Source organism: Streptomyces sp. NPDC001941, assembly GCF_040296945.1.
In the GTDB taxonomy this organism is placed as follows: domain Bacteria; phylum Actinomycetota; class Actinomycetes; order Streptomycetales; family Streptomycetaceae; genus Streptomyces.
The window spans coordinates 1-21,166 of sequence record NZ_JBEOYE010000089.1; the positions used below are offsets into that span (position 1 = coordinate 1).

General features: G+C 73.5%; 22 protein-coding genes. 14 read left to right on the forward strand and 8 right to left on the reverse strand.

Annotated elements, in window-relative coordinates; genetic code table 11:
* The first annotated feature begins 319 nt into the window (after positions 1-319).
* A complete protein-coding gene (locus ABT160_RS37400) occupies positions 320-1,474 on the forward strand; it encodes an acyl-CoA dehydrogenase family protein (RefSeq protein ID WP_351652666.1) in 1,155 nt (384 codons plus the stop codon).
* Complete coding sequence (locus ABT160_RS37405) at positions 1,471-2,520, forward strand: Zn-dependent alcohol dehydrogenase (RefSeq protein WP_351652668.1); 1,050 nt, start codon at positions 1,471-1,473, stop codon at positions 2,518-2,520. Before ABT160_RS37400 ends, ABT160_RS37405 begins: the two co-directional genes overlap by 4 nt.
* Before the next feature lie 58 nt (positions 2,521-2,578).
* Here ABT160_RS37405 and ABT160_RS37410 read toward each other — a convergent pair whose 3' ends face one another.
* Entirely contained in the window at positions 2,579-3,604 is a 1,026-nt protein-coding gene (locus tag ABT160_RS37410) for a GlxA family transcriptional regulator (protein ID WP_351652669.1), read from the reverse strand.
* A 59-nt stretch (positions 3,605-3,663) separates the two neighbouring features.
* Here ABT160_RS37410 and ABT160_RS37415 point away from each other — a divergent pair, with 59 nt between their 5' ends.
* The 8 genes from ABT160_RS37415 (at position 3,664) to ABT160_RS37450 (ending at position 8,293) form a co-directional block, all read left to right on the forward strand.
* Entirely contained in the window at positions 3,664-4,983 is a 1,320-nt protein-coding gene (locus ABT160_RS37415) for an MFS transporter (RefSeq protein ID WP_351652671.1), read from the forward strand.
* A gap of 74 nt (positions 4,984-5,057) precedes the next feature.
* Positions 5,058-5,579, forward strand: a complete 522-nt coding sequence (locus ABT160_RS37420) for a DUF6879 family protein (protein ID WP_351652673.1) — start codon at positions 5,058-5,060, stop codon at positions 5,577-5,579.
* Positions 5,580-5,718: 139 nt separating this feature from the next.
* Positions 5,719-5,928 carry a hypothetical protein gene (locus ABT160_RS37425; RefSeq protein ID WP_351652675.1) on the forward strand — a complete coding sequence of 70 codons (210 nt, stop codon included), beginning with the start codon at positions 5,719-5,721 and terminating at the stop codon, positions 5,926-5,928.
* Positions 5,912-6,409 carry a DUF6879 family protein gene (locus ABT160_RS37430; protein WP_351652677.1) on the forward strand — a complete coding sequence of 166 codons (498 nt, stop codon included), beginning with the start codon at positions 5,912-5,914 and terminating at the stop codon, positions 6,407-6,409. The genes ABT160_RS37425 and ABT160_RS37430 overlap by 17 nt, the downstream gene beginning before the upstream one ends.
* On the forward strand, positions 6,406-7,239 hold the full coding sequence (locus tag ABT160_RS37435; protein ID WP_351652679.1) for a Scr1 family TA system antitoxin-like transcriptional regulator: 834 nt from the start codon (positions 6,406-6,408) through the stop codon (positions 7,237-7,239). Before ABT160_RS37430 ends, ABT160_RS37435 begins: the two co-directional genes overlap by 4 nt.
* Positions 7,240-7,327: 88 nt before the next feature.
* Positions 7,328-7,513, forward strand: a complete 186-nt coding sequence (locus ABT160_RS37440; protein ID WP_351652681.1) for a hypothetical protein — start codon at positions 7,328-7,330, stop codon at positions 7,511-7,513.
* Positions 7,513-7,782, forward strand: coding sequence for a hypothetical protein (locus ABT160_RS37445; RefSeq protein ID WP_351652682.1), 270 nt, complete (start codon positions 7,513-7,515; stop codon positions 7,780-7,782). Before ABT160_RS37440 ends, ABT160_RS37445 begins: the two co-directional genes overlap by 1 nt.
* Positions 7,766-8,293, forward strand: coding sequence for a DUF6879 family protein (locus ABT160_RS37450; RefSeq protein WP_351652684.1), 528 nt, complete (start codon positions 7,766-7,768; stop codon positions 8,291-8,293). Before ABT160_RS37445 ends, ABT160_RS37450 begins: the two co-directional genes overlap by 17 nt.
* Here ABT160_RS37450 and ABT160_RS37455 read toward each other — a convergent pair.
* The 3 genes from ABT160_RS37455 to ABT160_RS37465 all read right to left on the reverse strand — a co-directional run bounded on the left by ABT160_RS37455 (position 8,280) and on the right by ABT160_RS37465 (position 12,026).
* The gene (locus tag ABT160_RS37455) at positions 8,280-8,876 is read right to left on the reverse strand and encodes a flavin reductase family protein (RefSeq protein WP_351652735.1); all 597 of its coding nucleotides are present in this window, start codon (positions 8,874-8,876) and stop codon (positions 8,280-8,282) included. The two genes, ABT160_RS37450 and ABT160_RS37455, sit on opposite strands and share 14 nt — an antisense overlap.
* Before the next feature lie 76 nt (positions 8,877-8,952).
* Positions 8,953-9,786, reverse strand: a complete 834-nt coding sequence (locus tag ABT160_RS37460; protein ID WP_502984372.1) for an enoyl-CoA hydratase/isomerase family protein — start codon at positions 9,784-9,786, stop codon at positions 8,953-8,955.
* A gap of 17 nt (positions 9,787-9,803) precedes the next feature.
* Complete coding sequence (locus ABT160_RS37465) at positions 9,804-12,026, reverse strand: acetate--CoA ligase family protein (RefSeq protein ID WP_351652688.1); 2,223 nt, start codon at positions 12,024-12,026, stop codon at positions 9,804-9,806.
* A 326-nt stretch (positions 12,027-12,352) separates the two neighbouring features.
* On the opposite strand from ABT160_RS37465, the gene ABT160_RS37470 reads away from it, so the two are divergent.
* Entirely contained in the window at positions 12,353-13,699 is a 1,347-nt protein-coding gene (locus ABT160_RS37470; RefSeq protein ID WP_351652690.1) for an LAVTG motif-containing sortase-dependent surface protein, read from the forward strand.
* Positions 13,700-13,835: 136 nt separating this feature from the next.
* Here ABT160_RS37470 and ABT160_RS37475 read toward each other — a convergent pair whose 3' ends face one another.
* The gene (locus ABT160_RS37475) at positions 13,836-14,990 is read right to left on the reverse strand and encodes a flavin-containing monooxygenase (protein WP_351652692.1); all 1,155 of its coding nucleotides are present in this window, start codon (positions 14,988-14,990) and stop codon (positions 13,836-13,838) included.
* 276 nt (positions 14,991-15,266) lie between these two features.
* On the opposite strand from ABT160_RS37475, the gene ABT160_RS37480 reads away from it, so the two are divergent.
* On the forward strand, positions 15,267-15,719 hold the full coding sequence (locus tag ABT160_RS37480; RefSeq protein ID WP_351652694.1) for a DoxX family protein: 453 nt from the start codon (positions 15,267-15,269) through the stop codon (positions 15,717-15,719).
* A complete protein-coding gene (locus ABT160_RS37485; protein ID WP_351652696.1) occupies positions 15,716-16,180 on the forward strand; it encodes a Zn-ribbon domain-containing OB-fold protein in 465 nt (154 codons plus the stop codon). The genes ABT160_RS37480 and ABT160_RS37485 overlap by 4 nt, the downstream gene beginning before the upstream one ends.
* Here the strand turns inward: ABT160_RS37485 and ABT160_RS37490 are convergent.
* From ABT160_RS37490 to ABT160_RS37500, 3 genes are all read right to left on the reverse strand, one after another.
* Positions 16,158-16,823: a pyridoxine/pyridoxamine 5'-phosphate oxidase gene (locus ABT160_RS37490; protein WP_351652698.1), complete on the reverse strand. Its 666-nt coding sequence runs from the start codon at positions 16,821-16,823 to the stop codon at positions 16,158-16,160. The genes ABT160_RS37485 and ABT160_RS37490 overlap by 23 nt on opposite strands.
* 14 nt (positions 16,824-16,837) lie before the next feature.
* Positions 16,838-18,268 carry an FAD-dependent monooxygenase gene (locus tag ABT160_RS37495; protein ID WP_351652700.1) on the reverse strand — a complete coding sequence of 477 codons (1,431 nt, stop codon included), beginning with the start codon at positions 18,266-18,268 and terminating at the stop codon, positions 16,838-16,840.
* 188 nt (positions 18,269-18,456) lie between these two features.
* Positions 18,457-19,629, reverse strand: a complete 1,173-nt coding sequence (locus tag ABT160_RS37500; protein ID WP_351652702.1) for a thiolase C-terminal domain-containing protein — start codon at positions 19,627-19,629, stop codon at positions 18,457-18,459.
* Between the two features lie 206 nt (positions 19,630-19,835).
* On the opposite strand from ABT160_RS37500, the gene ABT160_RS37505 reads away from it, so the two are divergent.
* Positions 19,836-21,041, forward strand: coding sequence for an acyl-CoA dehydrogenase family protein (locus ABT160_RS37505; protein WP_351652703.1), 1,206 nt, complete (start codon positions 19,836-19,838; stop codon positions 21,039-21,041).
* The last annotated feature ends 125 nt before the right edge of the window (positions 21,042-21,166 follow it).

Sequence of the window (21,166 nt, forward strand, 5' to 3'; positions counted from 1 at the left end):
CCCGGTGGGCGTGGGGGTCCTGGTGGGCCGGGGCCCCTGCGCGGACCCCCACCCCACCCCTTCCCGAAAGCCTCCGGCGGTTGTAGGCGAAGGTTCCTGGGGCTCCGCCCCAGACCCCGCTCCTCAAACGCCGGAGGGGCTGGATACATGGGGTTGACCGGCTCCGGAGGGGCTGGAGAGACGGGGGCGCCCGGCTGTGGAAGGGGACGGGAACGCGGGGCGGGCCCGGAAGCGCCGGCCCCCGGAAGGACCCGGGTCCGGAGGGGCCGGGGGCATGGGGGCACGGCGCCCCGCAGCGCACACTCACCCGGAGGTTCCCGTGGACTTCGCCTACTCCCCCCAGGACCACACCTTCCGCGAGGAAGCCCGCACCTGGCTCCACACCCACACCCCCGGCCCCCCCACCCGCACCCCCCGCGCCTGGGAGCGCGAGCTCGGGGCGGCGGGGTGGATCGGGCTCGGCTGGGACGCCGACGGGTACGGCAACCGCCGCGCCACCCTCACCCAGCAGGTCGTCTGGGCCGAGGAGTACGCCCGCTCCGGCGCCCCGCCCCGCAGCGGCCACATCGGCGAGAACCTCCTGGCCCCCACCTTGATCGCCCACGGCACCGAGGAGCAGCGCGCCCGCTTCCTGCCGCCCGTCGCCCGGGGCGAGCAGCTGTGGTGCCAGGGCTACAGCGAGCCGGGCGCCGGCTCGGACCTGGCGGGGCTGCGTACGGCCGCGGTGCGCGACGGGGACGCGTACCGCATCACCGGCCAGAAGATCTGGACGTCCCTCGCGCTGGAGGCCGACTGGTGCTTCGTGCTGGCCCGCACCGACCCGGGCTCGCGCCGCCACCACGGGCTCTCGTTCCTGCTGGTCCCGATGGACCAGCCGGGCCGCATCGAGGTGCGGCCGATCCGGCAGATGTCGGGGACGAGCGAGTTCAACGAGGTGTTCTTCGACGGGGCCACCGCCGCCGCGGCGGACCTCGTGGGGGGCGAGGGCGAGGGCTGGCGCGTCGCCATGGGGCTGCTCGCCTTCGAGCGCGGGGTGTCCACGCTCGCGCAACAGGTCGGCTTCCAGGCCGAGTTGGCCGAGGTCGTGCGGCTGGCCGTGGAGAGCGGCGCGATCGCCGACCCGGTCCTGAAGGACGCGCTCGTACGCCAGTGGGCCGAGCTGCGCGTGATGCGCTGGAACGCCCTGCGCACCCTCGGCGGCGCCGAGGGCACCCGCGACCCGGGCGCCCCCAGCGTCGCCAAGCTGCTCTGGGGCCGCTGGCACCAGCGCCTGGGCGAGCTGGCGATGCGGGTGCGCGGCCCGGAGGCGCTCACCGGTCCCGTCGACTGGACGCCCGAGGACCCGTACGAACTCGACTCACTGCAACGCAAGTTCCTCTTCAGCCGCGCGGACACCATCTACGGCGGCTCGGACGAGATCCAGCGCAACATCATCGCCGAGCGGGTGCTCGGCCTACCGAGGGAGCCTCGATGAGGGGTGTGCTGTTCGACGGCAAGCAGGCGGCCGTCGTGGACGACCTGGAGATACGCGACCCGGGGCCCGGGGAGGTCCTGGTGGGGATCAGGGCCGCCGGGCTCTGCCACAGCGACCTGTCCGTGATCGACGGCACGATCCCCTTCCCGCCGCCGGTGGTGCTGGGCCACGAGGGCGCCGGGGTGGTGGAGGCGGTCGGCGAGGGCGTCACCCACGTGGCGCCCGGCGACCACGTCTCGCTGTCCACGCTGGCCAGCTGCGGGGCGTGCGCGGACTGCGACCGGGGGCGGCCGACGATGTGCCGCAAGGCGATCGGCCGTCCGGGGCAGCCGTTCTCGCGGCCTTCGGGTCCGGTGTACCAGTTCGCGTCCAACTCGGCCTTCGCCGAGCGGACGATCGTCAAGGCCGTGCAGGCGGTGAAGATCCCGCAGGGGATCCCGTTCGCCTCCGCCGCCCTCATCGGCTGCGGGGTGCTCACCGGGGTGGGCGCGGTGCTGAACCGGGCGAAGGTGGACCGGGGCGACACCGTGGTGGTCATCGGCACCGGCGGGATCGGGCTGAACGTCCTCCAAGGGGCCCGGCTTGCGGGCGCGTTGACGATCGTCGCGGTGGACGCCAACCCGGCGAAGGAGGCGGTGGCCCGGCAGTTCGGGGCCACCCACTTCCTGGGCTCCACCGCGGGCGTGCGGGAGATCCTGCCGACCGGGGCCGACCACGTCTTCGAGTGCGTGGGCCACACGGGCCTGGTGCGCGAGGCCGTGGAGCTGCTCGACCGGGGCGGCCAGGCGGTCATCCTGGGGATGCCGGCGGCGACCGCGGAGGCGAGCTTCGTACCGGCCGCGATGTTCCTGGACAAGTCCATCCTCGGCTGCCGGTACGGCAGTTCGCGCCCGCAGCACGACATCCGGCTGTACGCGGACCTGTACCGGCAGGGGCGGCTGCTGCTGGACGAACTGGTGACGGCCACCTACCCGGTGGAGGACTTCGAGCGGGCGGTGCGGGACGCGGAGGCGGGGAAGGTGGCGCGGGCGGTGCTCACGTTCTGACGCCACGGGGACCCCGGCCGGCCGGGCCGGACCACGCCTCGGTCCGGTCCGGGCCGGGTCAGGTCGCCCGGGGTCCCGCTCCCCGCCCGGTCCTGAAGGTGCGGCGGTAGGCGGTCGGGGCGACGCCCAGCGCCGCCTGGAGGTGCTGGCGCATCGACTGGGCCGTGCCGAACCCGGCGCGGGCGGCGACCTGGTCCACCGACAGGTCGGTGTCCTCCAGCAACTGCCGGGCCCGCTCCACGCGTTGGCTGGTCAGCCACTGCCCGGGGCTGACCCCGGCCTCCTCGCGGAAGCGGCGCGTGAAGGTCCGTACGCTCATCGCCTCCTGCTCGGCCAGGTCCCGCAGCTGCACCGGCTCGTGCAGGTGGGCCAGCGCCCACGCGCGGGCCCGCAGCGTGGTCGAGGACTGCGGCTCCGGCACCGGGCGCTGGATGAACTGGGCCTGCCCGCCGTCCCGGTGGGGCGGTACGACGGTGCGGCGGGCCACGTCGTTGGCGACCGTCGTGCCGTGGTCGCGGCGCACGATGTGCAGGCACAGGTCGACGCCCGCGGCCACGCCCGCCGAGGTGAGCACGTCCCCGTCGTCGATGAACAGCACGTCCGGGTCGACCCGGACCGCGGGGAAGAGCCGCTGGAAGTGCCCGGCGGAGGACCAGTGCGTGGTGGCCGGGCGCCCGTCGAGGAGGCCGGCGGCGGCGAGCACGTACGCCCCGGTGCAGATGGAGACGAGCCGGGTGCCCGGCCGCAGGTGCCCGAGCGCCCCGGCCAGCTCCGGGGTGAGCTCTCCGCGCTCGTACACCGGGCCCAGCTCGTAGGAGGCGGGCACGACCACGGTGTCGGCGGTGGCGAGGGCCTCGGCGCCGTGCGCGACGTGGATGTCGAAGTCGGCGTCGGTGCGCACGGCTCCGGGGCGCAGCCCGCAGGTCACGGTCTCGTACAGGGCGCGCCTTTCGCCCCCTTCCGCCGCCTCCGGGGCGAAGGCGCGGCCGAAGATGCGGTGCGGGATGCCGAGCTCGAAGGGGAGCAGGCCGGGCAGGGCGAGGACGACGACGCGGTGGGGCAGGCCCGAGCTCTCCGAAGGCATGGCCCGATCCTATCGAAAGCTGTCATTCGGGCCAATGGCTGCCGGATGCCGTCCCCGGGATGCTCATTGACGTGACACAGACAACGAACGAAGACCGCGTACGGCCGCCGCTGCCGTCCCCTCCCGCTCCCCGCTTCCACCGGGCGTGGTCCGTCGCCGCGGTCACGTTCGTGACGATCATCGGCGCCGCGGCCTTCGCCTCGCTGCCCGGACTGCTGATCGAGCCGCTGCACGACGAGTTCGCCTGGTCGCGCGGCACGATCGGCTTCGCGGTCTCGGTGAACCTGGCGCTCTACGGCCTCACGGCCCCCTTCGCCGCCGCCCTGATGGACCGCTTCGGCATCCGCAAGGTGGTGGCCGTCGCCCTCACCGTCATCGCCACCGGCTCCGTCCTCACGGTCTGGATGACGGCGGCCTGGCAACTGGTCATGTTCTGGGGGGTGTTGGTCGGCCTGGGCAGCGGCTCGATGGCGCTGGCCTTCGCGGCGACGGTGACCAACCGCTGGTTCGTGGCGCGCCGGGGCCTGGTCACGGGCATCCTCACCGCGGCCGGCGCCTCCGGCCAGCTGGTCTTCCTGCCGCTGCTCTCCTGGCTGGTGGAGCACCACGGCTGGCGCCCGGCGGCGGTGACGGTGGCGCTGTCGGCGCTCGCGGTGGTCCCGTTCGTCTGGCTGCTGCTGCGCGACCACCCGGCGGACGTGGGCCTGGCGCCGTACGGGGCGACCGAGCCGGCCCCGAAGCCGGCCCCGCTCCCGGGCGCGGCCCGCCGGGCGCTGACCGTGCTGTTCCGGGCGGCGCGCACGGGCCCCTTCTGGCTGCTGGCCGGCACCTTCGCGATCTGCGGCGCGTCGACGAACGGCCTGGTCAAGACCCACTTCGTGCCGGCCGCGCACGACCACGGCATGCCCGTGACGGCGGCGGCGTCGCTACTGGCGGTGATCGGCGTCTTCGACGTGGTCGGCACGATCGCCTCGGGCTGGTTCACCGACCGCTTCGAGCCCCGCCGCCTGCTCGCCGTCTACTACGCCCTGCGCGGTGTCTCGCTGCTGTTCCTGCCGATGCTGCTGGCCCCGAACGTGCACCCGCCGATGGTGTTCTTCATCGTCTTCTACGGCCTGGACTGGGTGGCGACGGTCCCGCCGACGATCGCGCTCTGCCGCGAGCAGTACGGCGAGGACAGCGCGATCGTCTTCGGCTGGGTCCTGGCCTCGCACCAGGTGGGCGCGGCGGTGGTGGCCTTCGCGGGCGGCGTGGCGCGGGACGTCTTCGGCTCGTACGACGTGGTCTGGTACGCCTCGGGCGCCCTGTGCGCGGCGGCGGCCCTGATGGCCCTGGTGATCCGGCGGCGGGGGGCGAAGGAGGCGGGGGCGGTGGCCTAGGGGTGGGCTTGCACCCGGCGCTGGACGCCCGGGACCATCGGCCGGGGACCGCTCTCGCGAAAGGCGCGCACGACGTGACGATCTCACCGGCAGACTTCGACGGGCTCTTCGAGACCTTCGGGCGGGAGGCGTTCCGCCTCGAAACCCTCGACGACTACAGCGGCTCGTCGGACCCGGCGATGATCCGGGCGTTCCTGGCGGGGGAGCCGCGCCCGGCGGACTACAACCAGAGCTGGGCGGACGAAGTCCGCGCCCACGTGGAGTCGGGCCGCCGCGTGTACCGCGTCCACGTCCTGACCCGCCCGCTCACGGACTACCTGCGGTTCGAGCTGGGATGGGGCTACGCGAAGAACCAGGAGGCGGGGGAGGAGTTCTTCGTCCTGGACGTCACGGACGGCCCGAACCCGGTGGCGGGGGTCCCGGACTTCTGGATGTTCGACGAGTCCCGGGTGGTGTCGATGGAGTACGGGGAGGGCGGGGCGTTCACGGGGGCGCGGGAGCGGGGCGACGCGGCGGAGTGGGTGCGGGCGAGGGACGCGGCGTTGGGGGCGGCGGTGCCGTTCGGGGAGTGGTGGGGGCGGTACGGGGGTGCGTGAGGCGGACCGAGGGTCGCTCCTCTCCTTGATCTTTAGTCCGATACGCGCATAGTCGCGTCTCTGCATAGCGACACCGGCGTGGGCGTCGTACGGTCATCTCGACCAGGGGCAAAACGCCCCAAGTGCAAGGGGGTTCAGCATGTCGCGTGAGGAACTTCAACGGCTCACGGGCAATGGCAACGGCGGGCCCTGCGGCCAGGGCGACTGCCCCAACGTGTACCGCACCGCGACGGGATCGATCGTCGTGCAGGGTGACACGTACGAGGCGTTCGTTCCGGCTGCCGGGGAAGGGGTCGTGGAGATTCCCGAGAGTGTGCTGAGGGAGGCCGTACGTGCTCTTGGATGGTGAGACCTGGGCTGCCCAGTTCGAGGGCTTCCAGAGCGAGGCGTGGCGGCTTGAGACGCTGCCCCAGTACCTCGTGGCGCAGGAGGCGGACGAGTACGCGGCGTTCAAGACGGGCGCCCGATTCCCCGGCCCGTACGACGACGAGTGGACGCGCATGGTGGGCACACGCCGGGTGGGACGCGTACACATCGTCACGAGACCGCTCTCCGACTACCTGCGGTTCGAGTTCGAGCGGTACTACCAGCACCAGGCCCCGGCGGGCGAGGACATCCGGATCCTCGACGTGACGGAGCGCGGGAACCCGCTTCCTGACGTCCAGGACTTCTGGATGTTCGATCGCTCTACAGTCGTCCTCATGAACTACGAGGCCGACGGCAGGCAGATCAACCGGCAGTTGTACGAGGGCGACCCGGCCCCGTTCGTCGAGTACCAGCGAATCGCCGTCGCCGAGTCGGTCCCCTTCGGGGAGTACAAGCATCGGTGACGTTCGACCCCGAGGAGCTCGGGCGGTCAGGGTCCGAACTGGCCGCCACGCTCCGCGAACTGCGTCGGCGCTCCGCGCTCTCCGGCGAGCGCGTGGCGAGGCGCATGAACGTCTCGCAGTCCAAGGTGAGCCGGATCGAGAACGGTCGCACCCGCCCGACGCTCGTCGACGTCGAGCAGTACCTGAAGGCAGTGGACGCGCCCGAACGACTCGTCGCCGAAGTGCTCGCCCTCGCGAGGGTGGCGAACACGCAGTGGCAGGACATCCGGGGCATGCGTCGACGCGGCCTGGACAAGAAGCAGGCCGAACTGGCGGGACTTGAGGCGACGACGACCGAATTCCGTTTCTTCCTGCTCTCCATGGTCACCGGGTTGCTCTCGACGCCCGAATACATCAGGAAGAGCCTGGCGCACGTCCCCGGAGACCATTCCGCGGTCATCGCGAGGAAGATCGACCGGCAGAGGGTGTTGTACGACCCGGAGAAGCGGTTCACGTTCATCCTCACCGAACAAGCGGTGAGGAATCCGTTTCTCGAGCCGTCTCAGATGGGCGTGCAGATCGACCACCTGGCCTCACTGACCCACGTGCCGGGTGTGCGGCTGGGAGTCATTCCGCTGGACCACCGCATGCCTGGAAATCCACTGGACACCTTCACCGTGTACGACCAGCGCATAGCGACGGTGGAACTGACCGCTGGAGTGATGGTGTTCCGCGATGCCAGGGACGTGCACACCTATCTGGATCTGTTCCGTGAGTACGAGCAGTGCGCCCTGTTCGGCGAAGCCGCCCGGGAAGTGCTCGGGGAATGGGCGGCGAAAGCCCGCGCGTGATCTTTAGTCCATGTCGTGCATGGATTCATCACGCAGCCCGAACGCGGGGCACCATCGCTCCGAAGCGACTTCGGAAGGTGGGCCGCGTATGAGCACCCAGCAGGCCAGGCAGGAATCTCCGGTGGAACTCCCCATCGAACCATGGCTCTACGAAGCCCGCCCGGCACCCGGCTGCGCCGTCTGCGCCGCGCTCATGGAGCAGCGTGCGGCGGCCTCGACCGATCGTGAGCGGTTCGCGCTGTCCGCCGAGATCCGCGACCACCGGGGGCACTGATGGAGATGCGGACCTGGCGCGACGCCTGGGCGCGCGCCGACAGCGCCTGCAGGGCGCTCCAGGGCGCCCTGGTGGAGATCGGGTTGTCCGAGGACGATGTCAGGGGCGTACGGGCCCACGTGCACCGGCAGGGCGTGCCCCTGGTGCACCTGGGCGTCCTGCGGGCCGATCACGTCGAGGCGGTCGCGGAGGCGCTGCGGATGGTCCACGAGGGCGGCGTCAACGACGCTGCCGCAACGGAGGGAGCGACCCATGATCCTCGACGGTGACGCCTGGAAGGCCTGCTTCGACTCCTTCGCGCGCGACGCCTGGCGCTTCGAGGCCCAGCCCACCTACACCATGCCCGGTGAGCGCGAGAGCTTCGCCCGGTTCCTGCGGGGGGACGACAAGCCCGCCGATCACAACGCCCGCTGGCACGCCCGGGTCCGCGGGCACCTCGCGGCCGGCAAGCGCATCGGGCGGGTGCGCGTCGTGCGGCGGCCGCTCACCGACTACCAGCGCTACCAGTTCGCCTGGGGCATCCCCGGCAACCTCGTCGCCGGGGAGGACATCCGCGTCCTCGACGTGACCGGGGACGACTTCGGGCTGCCGCTGTCCGGGCAGGACTGGTGGATGTTCGACGACGCCCGTCTCGTCCACCTCAACTACCGTCCGGACGGGACCCAGATCGACCGCGAGACGTACGAGGGCGACCTCGGCCCGTACCGGGAGTGGCGGCGCACCGCCCTGGAGCGCGCCGTCCCCTTCGACGAGTACCGGCGGCGGCTCACCGCTGGGTGAACCCCCCGAACCGCCCCCGATGGAACAGCAACGGCTCCGCCTCCGCCCCCGCGTCCAGCGCCTCCACCCGTCCCACCACGATCAGGTGGTCCCCGCCCGTGTGCACCGTCTGGATCACGCAGTCGATCCAGGCCGCCGCCCCCGCCAGGCGCGGGGAGCCCGTCGACGGGGCCTCGTCGTGGGTCACGCCCGCGAACTTGTCCGCCCCGCTCACCGCGAAGCCCCGGCACAACTCGCCCTGCTCGGCGGAGAGTACGTTGACGCAGAAGGAGCCGGCCCGGGCGATCCGCGGCCACGTCGTCGACGTGCGCGCCACCATGAAGGCGACAAGCGGCGGGTCCAGGGAGAGCGAGGCGAAGGACTGGCAGGCGAAGCCCGCCGGGCCCGCCTCGTCGCGGGCCGTCACGATGGTGACCCCGCTCGCGAAGTGGCCCAGGACCCGGCGGAACTCGGCCGGGTCGAGCGGTAGGCGCTCGTCGTCCCGTACCGCCCTCAGGTCGGGGCGCGGCAGGCTCTCCACCGGTCGCGCGACGGTGGTCGGCGCGCCCGCGGCGCGCAGGTAGCGGACGGCGGTGGCCGCCATTCCAGCGTGTCCCATCACATCTCCCATTGAAAGTGACGAGCCGTCAGATTGGAAGGCCCGCAAGGCAGTCGGCTGCTTACAGGCCGCGGTACACCGGGGTCCTGCGCTCCACGAAGCTCGCCACCCCCTCGTTCGCGTCCCGCGTCGTCATGTTGACCTCCTGCGCCGCCGCCTCCGCCGCGAAGGCCGTCGCGCGGTCGCCGTCCAGGGACGCGTTCACCAGCTGCTTGGTCAGCGCGAGCGCCCGCGTCGGGCCCTGCGCCAGCCGCTCCGACCACTCCCGCGCCGTCTTCTCCAGCTCCGCCGCCGGGACCACCCGGTTCACCAGGCCCATCCCCGCCGCCTCCGCCGCCCCCAGCGCGTCCCCGAAGAACATCAGCTCCTTCGCCCGCTGCGGGCCCACCAGGCGCGGGAGCAGGTACGCCCCGCCGCCGTCGGGGACCAGGCCCCGGCGCACGAACACCTCGATGAACCGGGCCTCCTCGGCCGCGAGCACCAGGTCGCAGGCGAACGCCAGGTGCGCCCCGATCCCGGCCGCCGTGCCGTTCACCGCCGCGATCACCGGCTTCTCGCAGTCCAGTACCGCCGCGATCAGCCGCTGGGCGCCGAGCCGGATGGTGCGTGCCACGTCGCCCGGGACGCGCTCGCGGCCGGTGGACGGGGTGCCCCGCAGGTCGGCGCCCGCGCAGAATCCCTTGCCGGTGGCCGTGAGCACCACCGCCCGTACGCCGGGGTCGGCCGAGGCCTCCCCGAGCAGGGCGATCACCCGCTCCCGCTGGTCCCAGGTGACGGCGTTCATCGCCTCCGGGCGGTTGAGCGTGATCCAGGAGACCCCGCCCTCGGTGCGGTGCAGTACGTCCTCGGTCGTCACAGTGGCCTCCTTCGCAGGTACGGCAGGTACGGCAGGCACGACTTCGAAGGCGCGGGCTAGCGGCACACGGCCAGCGCGTCCAGCGCCACCGCTCCCTGGCCGCGCGGCAGCACCATCAGCGGGTTGATGTCCAGCTCGCTCAGCTCGCCGTCGAGTTCCAGGGCCATCCGCTGCACCCTGAGCACCACCTCGACCAGCGCGTCCACGTCCACCGGCGGCCCGCCGCGCACCCCGTCGAGCAGGGCCCGGCCGCGCAGTTCGCCGAGCATGGCCCGCGCCTGGTCCTCGCCGAACGGCGGCACCCGTACCGCCGCGTCCCGCAGCACCTCCACCAGGACCCCGCCCAGGCCCACCGTCACCGTCGGGCCGAACAGCTCGTCGTGGGTGACGCCGACGACCATCTCCACGCCCCGCTCCACCATCTGGCAGACCAGGACGCCCTCCAGGTCCACGTCCTCGTACTTCGCGATGTCCGTCAACTCGCGGTAGGCGTCCCGCACTTGGCTGGCCGAGGTGAGCCCCACCTTCACCAGGCCCAGCTCCGTCTTGTGCGCGATGTGCGCGCCGGAGGCCTTCATCACGACCGGGTACCCCACCAGTCCCGCCGCCCGCACGGCCGCCGCCGCGCTGGTCACCAGCTGCTCGCGCGGCACCCGTATCCCGTACGCGCGCAGCAGCTGCTTGGCCGCGTGCTCGCTGAGCTGGCGGCCCGGGCGCATCAGGGCCTGCGCCTTGCGGAAGGACGGCGAGGGGGTGCGGGGCGCCTCGTCGAAGGGGGAGCGGTAGCCGGTGGTGAAGCGGTGGTGGTCCAGGTAGGCCTTCACCGCGCCGATGCAGTTGCCGAAGGTGCGGAAGGTGGCGACCCGGGACGAGCCGAGCAGCGTCTCGCGGTAGGCGGCCTCCGTGCCCACGGGGGAGCCCCAGACCACGCACACCAGCTTGTCGCTGTGCTCGGCCGCGTCCACCAGGTCCTGCGCCAGCTTGTCGCTCATCGGCGGGAACGGGCCGGTGATCGGGCAGATCAGCACGCCGACGGACGGGTCGGCCAGGATCGCGTCGATGATCTTCCGGCCGCGCCAGTCGCCGACCGGGTGGCCGCCGTTGTCGACGGGGTTGGCGACGTTGAGGTACTCCGGGATCCACTGGTGCAGCTCGGCCTGCTTGGCCTCGCCCAGCGCGGGCAGCGTCAGGCCGGCCGCGGTGGCCAGGTCGGAGAAGTGCGCGCCGGTCCCGCCGGAGATCGAGTAGACGACGACCCCCTCCGCGACCGGCCTGCGGGCCCTGGCCAGCAGGGCGGAGGTGTCCTGGAGCTGGTCGAGGCCGTCCACCCGGATCACCCCGAACTGCCGCATCGCCGCGTCCACCACCTGGTCCGCGCCGGTCAGCTTGCCCGTGTGGGAGGCCGCCATCCGCGAGCCCGCCTCGGTGCGCCCGACCTTCACGGCGACCACCGGCACGCCGCGCCGGGCGGCCCGGTCGGCGGCCAGCAGGAAGGACCGGCCGTCCTTGAGCCCCTCGACGTAACAGGCGATGGCCCCCACCTCGGGCCGCTCGGAGAAGTACGAGATGAAGTCCGCGGTCTCCAGGTCGGCCTCGTTGCCGGTGGGCGCCCAGTGCGAGAGCCGCACCCCCAGCTCCTGCATCGTGAAGACGGGCCTGCCCTGGTGTCCCGACTGGGTGATCAGGGCGATCGCCGGTCCTTCCAGGTCGTCCCGGAAGCGCTCGAAGGCGTTGAGGTTGGTGTTGGGGCCCAGCAGCCTCAGCCCGGAGCGCTCCACGGCGGCGGCCAGCCGCTGCTGCGCGGCGGCGCCCCGCTCGCCGGTCTCGGCGAACCCGGAGGCGAAGGCGACCGCGAACTTCACCTTGGACTCGGCGAGTTGCTCGATGACCGGGAGCGGGTCGCCGACCAGCAGGACGGCGAGGTCGACCGGTTCGGCGAGGTCGCCGACCGAGGGCACGCAGGGCAGCCCGAAGACCGTCTCCCGGGTGGGGTGGACGGGGTGCAGCCGCGCGCCGACCCGCTCGGCCCAGGCGATGAGCTGGCGCGTGATGCCGGTGTTGGGCCGTCCCTCGGCGTCGGACGCGCCGACGACGGCGACGGACTCGGGCCGGAAGAACCGGTCCAGGTCGGGGACGTTGGCGTACAGGGGGCGTCCGCTGACGTCCAGGTCGCCCTCGGCCGCGGCGACGCCGTGGACGGCCGCCGCGGTCTGTTCTCCGCAGGCCACGACTCGGGCGCGGAGGTCGCTGGTGAAGGTGCCGTGGGTTGATCCAAGCATCGCTCTGCCCGCTCCCGCTCGTCGGCCAACTCAACTGACGCATAGTCAGATTACTTAGCTGACGCTCCGTCAGGAACAGTCGTGCAGGCAAATCCGGGGCAACGGGCCCCTGGGAGTGCCTCCGCGAGCCCTTCCGGAGGCCCCACGAGCCCTTCCGGAGGCCCCGCGGGAGCGCCCGAAGGCCTCCCCGGAGGCCCCCGGGGCGGTGCGGGTTCTCACCGAGCGCGAGGCCCCGGAGCCGCTGGGTGATCTTGGAGCGCGTTCCTCATGTCCCGTACAACCCTTCTTCCCCCGGGGTCGTCTGGCTTCACATGGATCGAAGCGGCATGAACAAGTTCAGGACAACGGCCCGGGGCCTCGCGGCGCTCGCCGCGGCGGCCGGGCTGGTCGGCGCGGCCGCCACCGGTGCCGCGCACGCGGCCGACGGGGCGGGGGCCGGGGCGGACCTGGTCCTCGAACGGTTCGCCGCGGCCACGGGGGCGAAGGCGGGGGCGCCGATCGGCCTGTCTCCGCAGGTGGGCAACAAGGGCGGGACCGCGGCGGCGGGCGTGATCCTGGTCGCGCACAGCACGTACGGGCTGCGGGGCGTCCAGTCGAGCTCCAGCTGCGAGTACGAGACGGACGAGCGGGAGGCCGGCGGGCTGTACCGCACGGTCTGCGTGCTGGACGGGACCGTGGCGCCGGGCGCGCTCTACGGCACGTCCAGGCCGCTGGGCATGACGACCGAGAAGTACGCCATGGACGAGGCCCTCTCCTGGAAGGTCGTGCCCTACTCGGCCAAGGCCCTGGAGGAGGCCCGCGCGGGCCGCGCCCTGACCAAGGGCAGCGGGGCGCCGGTCACCCTGGTCAAGCGCGCGGGCAAGCCGTCCGGGAACGCCGCGATCGAGCTGCAGACGGTACGGATCGCCAACACCGCCGACCTCTCGGTGGCCGGCGCCCGGCTGACGGGCAAGGAGGGCGAGACCGTCGCGCTCGACGTGACCGTGCTCAACAAGGGCCCGGGCTGGATCGGCGACGGCACCCTCGTCCCGCCGGGCCCGTCGGACGCGTTCTTCGACGTCGTGGTGACGCTGCCGCCGGGCACCACCGCCACGAGCACGGGCGAGGACTGCTCCACGGAGGACAAGGGCAAGCGGGTGCGCTGCTCGCAGTACCTGGTCGGCAGCCCCGGCGTGCTCCCCGACGTCCCGGTCACCTGGCCGCTGAAGCTGCGCGTGGACAAGGTGGTGCCGGACGCCGAGGGCGCGGTGGCCATCGACACGCACATGAAGCCCAGCCCGGACAAGAACCCCGAGAACGACGTGGCGGAGATCGTCCTGAACGCCACGCCCGGCGGCAGCGGCGGCGCGGACGCCGGCGGTACGTCGACGACGGGCGGCTCGACGACGGGGTCCGGCGGGACCACGGGCAGTACGGGCGGCTCGGGTTCCACGGGCGGGGCGACCGGTTCGACCGGCGGCACCACGGGCACGACCGGCGGCTCCACCACCGGCTCGGGCTCCTCGGCGTCCGGCACCACCGGCTCCGGCTCCACCACGGGCGCCGCCACCGGCGGCGGCCTGGCCAGCACGGGCAGCGACGACGCGGTGCCGCTGATGGCGGGGGCGGGCGCGCTCCTGGCGGCCGGCGGGGCGATGGTCGTCGTGGCGCGCCGCAAGCGCGGCCGGGCGTAACCGGACGCGCGGCACGGACCCGGCGGGGCCCGGCTCCCTCAGGGGGGAGCGGGGCCCCGTTGTCGTACGTACGGAACCCGCGCACGGGTTACGTACGTACGGAATCCGGGTCTCCGACCGGTTCTACGCGCCGCGCTCAGCGCGACAGGGCCCGCGCGATCCGTTGCGCGTCCAGGGCCAGTTCCCTCAGGTTGCCGCTGATCGGGTTGGTGTAGCCGGTGAAGTGCAGGCCCGGCGCCCCCGCCGGGCTGCGGCGCCCGTGGGCCAGCGGGCGGCCCCGCTCGTCCAGCACCCCCAGGTGGCCCACCAGTTCCTCCAGGCCCCGGTCGTAGCCGGTCGCCGCGATCACGACCTCGGGGCCGATCCGCTCGCCGTCCGCGAGGACCACCTTGCCGTCCTCGAAGGACTCCACGGCCGCCACCGGCTCCACCGCCCCCCGCTTCACCGCGTCGATCAGCCCCACGTCCTGCACCGGGATCGCGCCCTCGCGCACCCGCGAGTACAGCCCGGTGTCGGGGCGGGGCAGGCCCTGGGCCGAGAGGTCGGGGACCGAGAGGCGGGTCACCACGCGCCCGGCCCGGTCCACCAGGCCCACCGGCAGCCGCCGCACCAGGATGCCGGTGCGCTGCGCGGGCCAGCCGGCCGTGGAGCGGCGCAGGACGTGCGGGGCGGTGCGCACCGCGAGCCTGACCCGCGCGGCGCCGCCCTCGGCCAGGTCCACGGCGATCTCCGCGCCGGTGTTGCCGACCCCGACGACCAGGACGTCCCGGCCCGCGTAGGGCGAGGGCTCGCGGTAGGCGGAGGCGTGCAGGAAGGTTCCGGCGTACGAGGAGAGGCCCGGCCAGTCCGGCACCCGCGGGGTGTGGTTGTAGCCGGTGGCCACCACCACCGCGCGGCCCGTCAGCCGGCGGCCCCCGGTGGCGTGCAACAGCCAGTCGGGGCCCGCCTGTTCGATGCGGGAGACCTCGACCCCGGTGACGATCTCCAGCTCGTGGTACTCCGCGTACTTCTCCAGGTAGCGCACCACGTCCGCGCGCGCGACCCAGCGGCCGAAGCGGCGCGGCATGGCGAGCCCCGGCAGCCCGGAGAGGCGCCGGGTGGTGTGCAGCCGCAGGCGCTCGTAGTGGCGGCGCCAGGAGTCCCCGACCGCGTCGGACCGCTCCAGGACGACGGCCCGGACGCCGCGGGCGCGCAGCGCGGCGGCCACGGCGAGCCCGCCGGGGCCGCCGCCGACCACGTACACGGGGTGGCCGGGGTGGCCGGGACGGTCGTCGGAGGTGGTGTCAGCCATGAACGCCGAGCGTAACGGCGTGCTCACTTGATGGGTATCGGTCAAGGAGGGAATCGGTTGCGATCTGGTCACGCCCCGGGGCCGGAGGATGCGGAGGACCGCCGGGACGGAGTGCGGAAGGCCCCGGGCCGGAGGGCGCGGAAGGCCCCCGGGTCGGAGTGCGGAAGGCCTCCGCCTCGCGCACGCGCCTCCGACGCACCCCTTGCGTACGGCCGCCCTCATCCGCTGAACTGACGTACCGTCAGATTTGAGCGGAGTCGACCGGAGGGGGTCGCGGTGCACACCATCTGGCTCACCGGCGCGGAGTGGCTCGCCGTGCTGCGCATCGGCCTCGGCCTGTGGTGGCTGGAGAGCTGGCGCCACAAGGACAAGAAGGGCTGGTTCGAGCGCGGTACGGGCATCGCCTGGGCCGCCGACGTCGCCGGCAAGCACCGCTGGCCCGTCGTCCGCAGGGGCTTCGACGCGGTGGTCAAGCCGCGCCCGAAGGCCATGGCGTACGTCGTCGTCTACGCCGAACTCGCCCTGGGGCTCGGCCTGGTGGCGGGCTTCCTCACGCCGGTCGCGCTCGTCGGCGGGCTGCTGCTCAACCTCCTCTACCTCGTCCTGATGATCCACGACTGGGCCGAGCAGGGGCAGAACGCGATGATGGCGCTGATCTCGCTGGTCGCGCTGTTCGCCATGTCCTGGCAGACCTGGTCCCTCGACCACGCGATCGGACTCTTCGGATGACCCCCGCCCCCGCCTCCGTACCCACTCCGCGGCCCGGGGAGCCCGGTGCCCGGCCCACCGCCGCCACCCCCGAGGCCGACGCCTTCACCCGGCCCTACTGGGACGCCGCCGCCGAGGGCAGGCTGCTGCTGCGCCGCTGCGGCGACTGCGCCCGCGCGCACCACTACCCGCGCGAGTTCTGCCCGTTCTGCTGGAGCGAGGACGGGCGCTGGGAGCAGGCGAGCGGGCGGGCCGTCCTGCACACCTGGTCCGTCGTCCACCGCAACGACCTGCCGCCCTTCGGCGGCCGCACCCCCTACACGGCCGCCGTCGTCGACCTCGCCGAGGGCCCCCGGATGATGACCGAGGTGGTCGACGTGGCGCCCGGGGAGCTGGCGATCGGGATGGCGCTGCGGGTGGTCTTCCGCACCGGCGACGACGGCTGGACGGTCCCGGTGTTCACGGCCACAGCAACTCCCTGACCCAGGAGCCCTGTTCGCCCTCTCCCGGGCGCCGGTAGCGCAGTCGTACGTGCCTGCGGCGGGCGTCGCCCTGGAAGAACTCCACCTCGTCGGGCTCCAGTACGTACAGGGTCCAGGACCCCGCCGTCGCGCCCGGCTCGCTCTCGGCCCGGGCCCAGGCGGAGGCGCTCTCCCGCGCCAACTCGTCGAGCGAGCCCAGGACTTCGCTCTGCCGTCCGACCAGCGCCGAGGCCAGCGCCCCGGTGGAGCGGGCGTGCAGGTCGGCGTACGCCTCCTCGGGCGTCCCGGCCGTCACCCGGCCGCGCACCCGCACCTGGCGCCCGTGCACCGGCCAGTAGAAGTGCAGCGCCGCCACCGGCCGGGCGGCCAGCTGGCGGCCCTTGGCGCTGCCCGCGTGCGAGGCGAAGCGCCAGCCCCGCCCGTCGGCGTCGTGCAGCATCAGGGTGCGCACGTCGGGCAGCCCGTCCTCGTCCACCGTGGCCAGCTGTGCGGTGTGCGGCTCCACCGCGCCCGCGCCCGCCGCGGCCGTGAACCACTCGTGGAAGAGCGGCAGCGGCGCGGCGGGCGCGGTGGCGGGGTCGAAGGCCGGCAGTGCGGTGTCCCAGACCCGCAGGGAGCGCAGGGCCGCGTGGAAGTCGTCCATGGGCCCATCCCACCTCATCGGGCGGCGGCGGCCAAGGCGGACCGGTCGGGGCGTCCGGACGGGCTGGTCGCGACGGTGGCCGCGGGGGCGGTGGGGGTGGAGGTGGTAACGGCGGCCGTGCCCGTGCCCGTGTCCGTCACCGCGGTCGTGCGGTCGGTCCGCGCGTACGCCGTGTAGTCCCGCAGCTCGACCGCGTTGGCGGCCCGCTGGATCTGCTCGCGGATCTTCTTCGCGATCAGGTTCTTCCAGGGGGTGCGCGGCAGCGTCCGCACCATGAACATCCGCGCCGCGATCTTCCACTTGCGGTCGACCGTCATCTCCTTGGCGAAGCCCTCGGCGACCTTCTGGTTCAGCGTGACGGCCGGCCGCATCAGCTCCTCGTAGCGGGTGAACGCCACCCGGTGGTCGCCGCCCGCCGCCGCGAGCTCACCCGCCAGGACGTAGGCACCGGTCAGCGCGAGCCCGGTGCCCTGCCCCGAGGCGGGCGAGGCGCAGTGCGCGGCGTCGCCGATCAGCACGACCCGGCCGCGCGACCAGCGGTCCATCTCGATCAGGGCGATGGAGTCGAAGTAGAAGTCCTCGGCGTCCCCGGCGTGCGCGAGCAGCCGGGGCAGCTCCCAGCCGTCGCCCGCGAAGCGCTCGGCCAGGTGGCGCTTCTGCGCGGCGGTGTCCCGGTGGTGCAGGGGGAGTTCGGCGGGCTCGGCGAAGACGAAGAGGTTCTTGGCGTCGTCCCGCCCGGCCGAGCTGTAGACGGAGACCAGCTTGCCGGGCAGCGCGTGGTAGGTCTCCCACTGCCGCAGGCCCAGGTGGTTGGGGGCGGTGAAGATCGAGATGTAGGCGCCGAGGAACCGCTTGTAGCGCGACTCATCGCCGAAGGCGAGGCGCCGGGTGTGGGAGTGCATCCCGTCCGCGCCGACGACCAGGTCGAAGCGGCGGCGCAGCCCGCTGTCGAAGGTGACCAGCACGCCGTCCGGGTCCTCGGGGTCGTCCCCGAGGTCCTCCAGGGTCGCGATCGAGTCGCCGAAGAGGTACTCGACGTCGTCGCGGGTGCGCTCGTACAGGATCCGCGCCAGGTCGCCGCGCATGATCTCGTCGTCGCCCTCGACGCGTCCGCCGAAGATCTCGGCGGGCAGTTCGCCGATGGTGCGCCCGGCGGAGTCGACGTACGAACCGCCCTCCATGTCCGTGGAGTGGGCGCGCACTTCGTCGAGCACGCCCATCCGGGCGAGGACCTCGATGGCGTCGCCGCGGACGTCCACCTTGTAGCCGCCGGGGCGCAGTTCGGGAGCGCGCTCGACGACGGTGGGGGCGAAGCCGTACCGGTGCAGCCAGAGGGCGAGGGCGGGGCCCGCCACGGAGGCGCCGGAGATCAGGACCGTCTTGCCGACCGTGCTGGTGCCGGCGTCCGTGCTGGTGCTCGCGTCCCTGCTCGTGCTCGCGTTCATGGTGGGCTCCCGTAGGGGTCGAGGCGGGTGCGGCGTCCGGGTGGACGCCGCCTTCCGACACCTCGAATATACGGGCGTCTTAAACGCTTGTCTATGACGGTTGTATAGATCTTCTGGAGTGCTGAGTTCCGGTACGGGTCGATGGGTGACGGTGGGGCTCCGGTGGGGCTCCCCGTGGCCCCGGCTCCTCAGTCCCGCCCCAGCACCACCGTCCCCGAGGAGCAGAACCAGCCGCCCGTCCCCGAGGCCACCGCCAGCCGGGGCAGGCTGCCGTCGGCGCGCAGCACCTGACGCCCCACCGCCTCCCCGCGCAGCTGCCGCACGGCCTCCACCAGCAGGAACAGGCCGCGCATCCCGGGGTGGCAGGCGGAGAGGCCGCCGCCGTCGGTGTTCACCGGCAGCCCGCCGCCCCCCACGGTCAGCCGCCCCTTCTCCACGAACGCGCCGCCCTCGCCCTTGGCGCAGAAGCCCAGGTCCTCCAGGGTCACCAGGGTCATGTACGTGAAGGCGTCGTAGATCTCCGCGAGGTCGACGTCCCGCGGGCGCACCCCGGCCCGCTCGAAGGCGAGCCGCCCGCTGACCGCGGCGGGGGAGACGGTGAAGTCCTCCCACTCCGACATCGTGGTGTGCGAGACGTGCTCGCCGGTGCCGAGGATCCAGACCGGGTCCCGCGCGGTGTCGGGGACGTACTCCTCGGCGGCCAGCAGCACCGCGCAGCCGCCGTCGCTGCGGATGCAGCAGTGCAGCTTGGTGAACGGGTCGGCGATCATCGGGCCCGAGAGCACCTCGTCCACGGTGACCGGCTCGCGGAACATCGCCTCGGGGTTGAGCGCCGCGTTCGCCCGGGCCTGCACGGCGACCTCGGCGAGCTGCTCCAGGGTGGTGCCGTACTCGTGCATGTGGCGGCGGGCGGCCATCGCGTACTTGGCGATCAGGGTGTGTCCGTAGGGGACCTCGAACTGCAGCGGCCCGCGCGCGCCGAAGGAGAGGTTGGAGGTGCGCCGGCCCGCCTTGATGTCGGCCCGGGCCGTCGAGCCGTACACCAGGAGCACGGCGTTGGCGTGGCCCGCGGCGATGGCGTCGGCGGCGTGCGCGGCCATCACCTCCCAGGTCGAGCCGCCGACGGCGGTGGAGTCGACCCAGCGGGGGCGCAGGCCCAGGTACTCGGCGACCTCCACCGGGGCGAGGGTGCCGAGTCCGGCCGAGGCGAGCCCGTCGATCACCGAGCGGTCCAGGCCGCTGTCCGCGAGGGCGCGGCGGGCGGCCTGGGCGTGCAGGGCGTAGGGGGTGGCCTCGTCGACGCGGCCGCAGTCCGAGAGGGATATGCCGACGATGGCGACCTTGCGCTGTGAGGTAGGCATGGCCCGACGGTACCGGAATCTGACGGTGTATCAGATAGGTGTGGGGGGGGGCGGGTGTTCGGCTGATCAGCCTTCCGGGCCCGCACCCCGCTTCCCGGTCCACACTCCCGTGCGTCCGGGGTGATCCCCGCTTCCCGGTCCGCACCCCTGTGCATCTGGGGTGACCCCCTCTAGCATGACGGCCCGTCAGTTTTGGAGGGGAGCCCATGGACGCCGCCTTCACCGCGGAACAGGACGAGATCCGCCGCACCCTGCGGGAACTGCTCGCCAAGCGCTGCGGACCCGAGGAGGTCCGCGCCGCCGTCGACGGCCCCCCGGGGCACGACCCGGCCCTGTGGGCCCGGCTCTCCGAACAGCTCGGACTGCCCGGCCTCGCCCTGCCCGAGGAGTACGGCGGCGTCGGCTGCGGGACCGCCGAGCTGGCCCTCGCCTGCGAGGAGACCGGCCGCGTCCTGCTGCCCTCCCCGCTGCTCGCCACCTCGCTCCTCACCGCCCCGCTCCTCGCCCGCCTCGGCACCCCGCAGCAGCGCCGCGAGCTGCTGCCGCGCATCGCCGACGGCTCGCTGACCTGCGCACTCGGCATCCCGGGCGACGCCCTCGCGCGGGCCCTCGCGCTCACCGGAGACGAGGACGGCGAGGACGACGACGCCGGGCCCGACGGTCCCGGCTGGGCGGGCGGCGGGCGCTCCGGCGGGGTGCAGGCCCGCCCGGGCGACGGCGGCTGGACGCTGTACGGCGAGGCGGACCGGGTCCTCGACGGCCACAGCGCGGGCCTGCTGGTGGTGGCCGCGCACACCGGCGGCTTCGCCCGCGGCCGCGTGCTGCTCTTCCTGGTACGGGGCGACGCCCCCGGCCTCGTACGCGCCCGGCAGACCGCGCTCGACCAGACCCGGCCGCTCGGTCGCCTCCAACTGCGCGACGTAGCGGCCGACTTGCTCGGCGCGGACGACCCCGCCGCGGTGCGCGCGGCACTGGCCGGCACCGGGCGCACCGCCTGCGCCGCGCTCGCCGCCGAGGCCGTCGGCGCCGCCGCCCGCATCCTGGACCGGACGGTGGAGCACGTGCGCGACCGGGAGCAGTTCGGCCGGCCGATCGGCTCCTTCCAGGCCCTCAAGCACCGCCTCGCCGACCTCTACGTCCGGCTCCAGGCCGCCCGCTCGGCCGCGTACTACGGCGCCTGGGACCCCGGCGCCGCGCCGCTCGCCCTGGCCCAGGCCCTCGAAGCGCTGCGGGTGGTCACCGGAGAGGCCATCCAGCTGCACGGCGGGATCGGTTTCACCTGGGAGCACGAGGCGCACCTCTACTTCAAGCGGGCCACCGCCGACGAGCTCCTCTTCGGCCCCGTCCACCGGCTGCGCGCCCGCGCGGCGCGGGAGGCGGGGCTGTTCGGGGCGCCGGAGGAGGCGGCCTGAGGCCGTGGTCCTGTTCCCCTTCCTCTTCCTTCCTCTTCCTTCCTCTTCCTTCCTCTTCCTTCCTCTTCCTGCCTCTTCCTGCCTCTTCTCTTCTCTTCTCGTCTCTTCTTGTCTGGAGTCCGTCC

Coding starts and splice junctions, on each gene's coding strand:
- ABT160_RS37465 (WP_351652688.1), bottom strand. CDS start 12,026: ATGCTTGGATCAACCCACGGCACCTTCACCAGCGACCTCCGCGCCCGA.
- ABT160_RS37445 (WP_351652682.1), top strand. CDS start 7,513: ATGGAGATGCGGACCTGGCGCGACGCCTGGGCGCGCGCCGACAGCGCC.
- ABT160_RS37455 (WP_351652735.1), bottom strand. CDS start 8,876: ATGGCGGCCACCGCCGTCCGCTACCTGCGCGCCGCGGGCGCGCCGACC.
- ABT160_RS37505 (WP_351652703.1), top strand. CDS start 19,836: ATGGACGCCGCCTTCACCGCGGAACAGGACGAGATCCGCCGCACCCTG.
- ABT160_RS37450 (WP_351652684.1), top strand. CDS start 7,766: ATGATCCTCGACGGTGACGCCTGGAAGGCCTGCTTCGACTCCTTCGCG.
- ABT160_RS37425 (WP_351652675.1), top strand. CDS start 5,719: ATGTCGCGTGAGGAACTTCAACGGCTCACGGGCAATGGCAACGGCGGG.
- ABT160_RS37410 (WP_351652669.1), bottom strand. CDS start 3,604: ATGCCTTCGGAGAGCTCGGGCCTGCCCCACCGCGTCGTCGTCCTCGCC.
- ABT160_RS37490 (WP_351652698.1), bottom strand. CDS start 16,823: ATGGACGACTTCCACGCGGCCCTGCGCTCCCTGCGGGTCTGGGACACC.
- ABT160_RS37475 (WP_351652692.1), bottom strand. CDS start 14,990: ATGGCTGACACCACCTCCGACGACCGTCCCGGCCACCCCGGCCACCCC.
- ABT160_RS37495 (WP_351652700.1), bottom strand. CDS start 18,268: ATGAACGCGAGCACGAGCAGGGACGCGAGCACCAGCACGGACGCCGGC.
- ABT160_RS37440 (WP_351652681.1), top strand. CDS start 7,328: ATGAGCACCCAGCAGGCCAGGCAGGAATCTCCGGTGGAACTCCCCATC.
- ABT160_RS37470 (WP_351652690.1), top strand. CDS start 12,353: ATGAACAAGTTCAGGACAACGGCCCGGGGCCTCGCGGCGCTCGCCGCG.
- ABT160_RS37485 (WP_351652696.1), top strand. CDS start 15,716: ATGACCCCCGCCCCCGCCTCCGTACCCACTCCGCGGCCCGGGGAGCCC.
- ABT160_RS37405 (WP_351652668.1), top strand. CDS start 1,471: ATGAGGGGTGTGCTGTTCGACGGCAAGCAGGCGGCCGTCGTGGACGAC.
- ABT160_RS37500 (WP_351652702.1), bottom strand. CDS start 19,629: ATGCCTACCTCACAGCGCAAGGTCGCCATCGTCGGCATATCCCTCTCG.
- ABT160_RS37415 (WP_351652671.1), top strand. CDS start 3,664: ATGCTCATTGACGTGACACAGACAACGAACGAAGACCGCGTACGGCCG.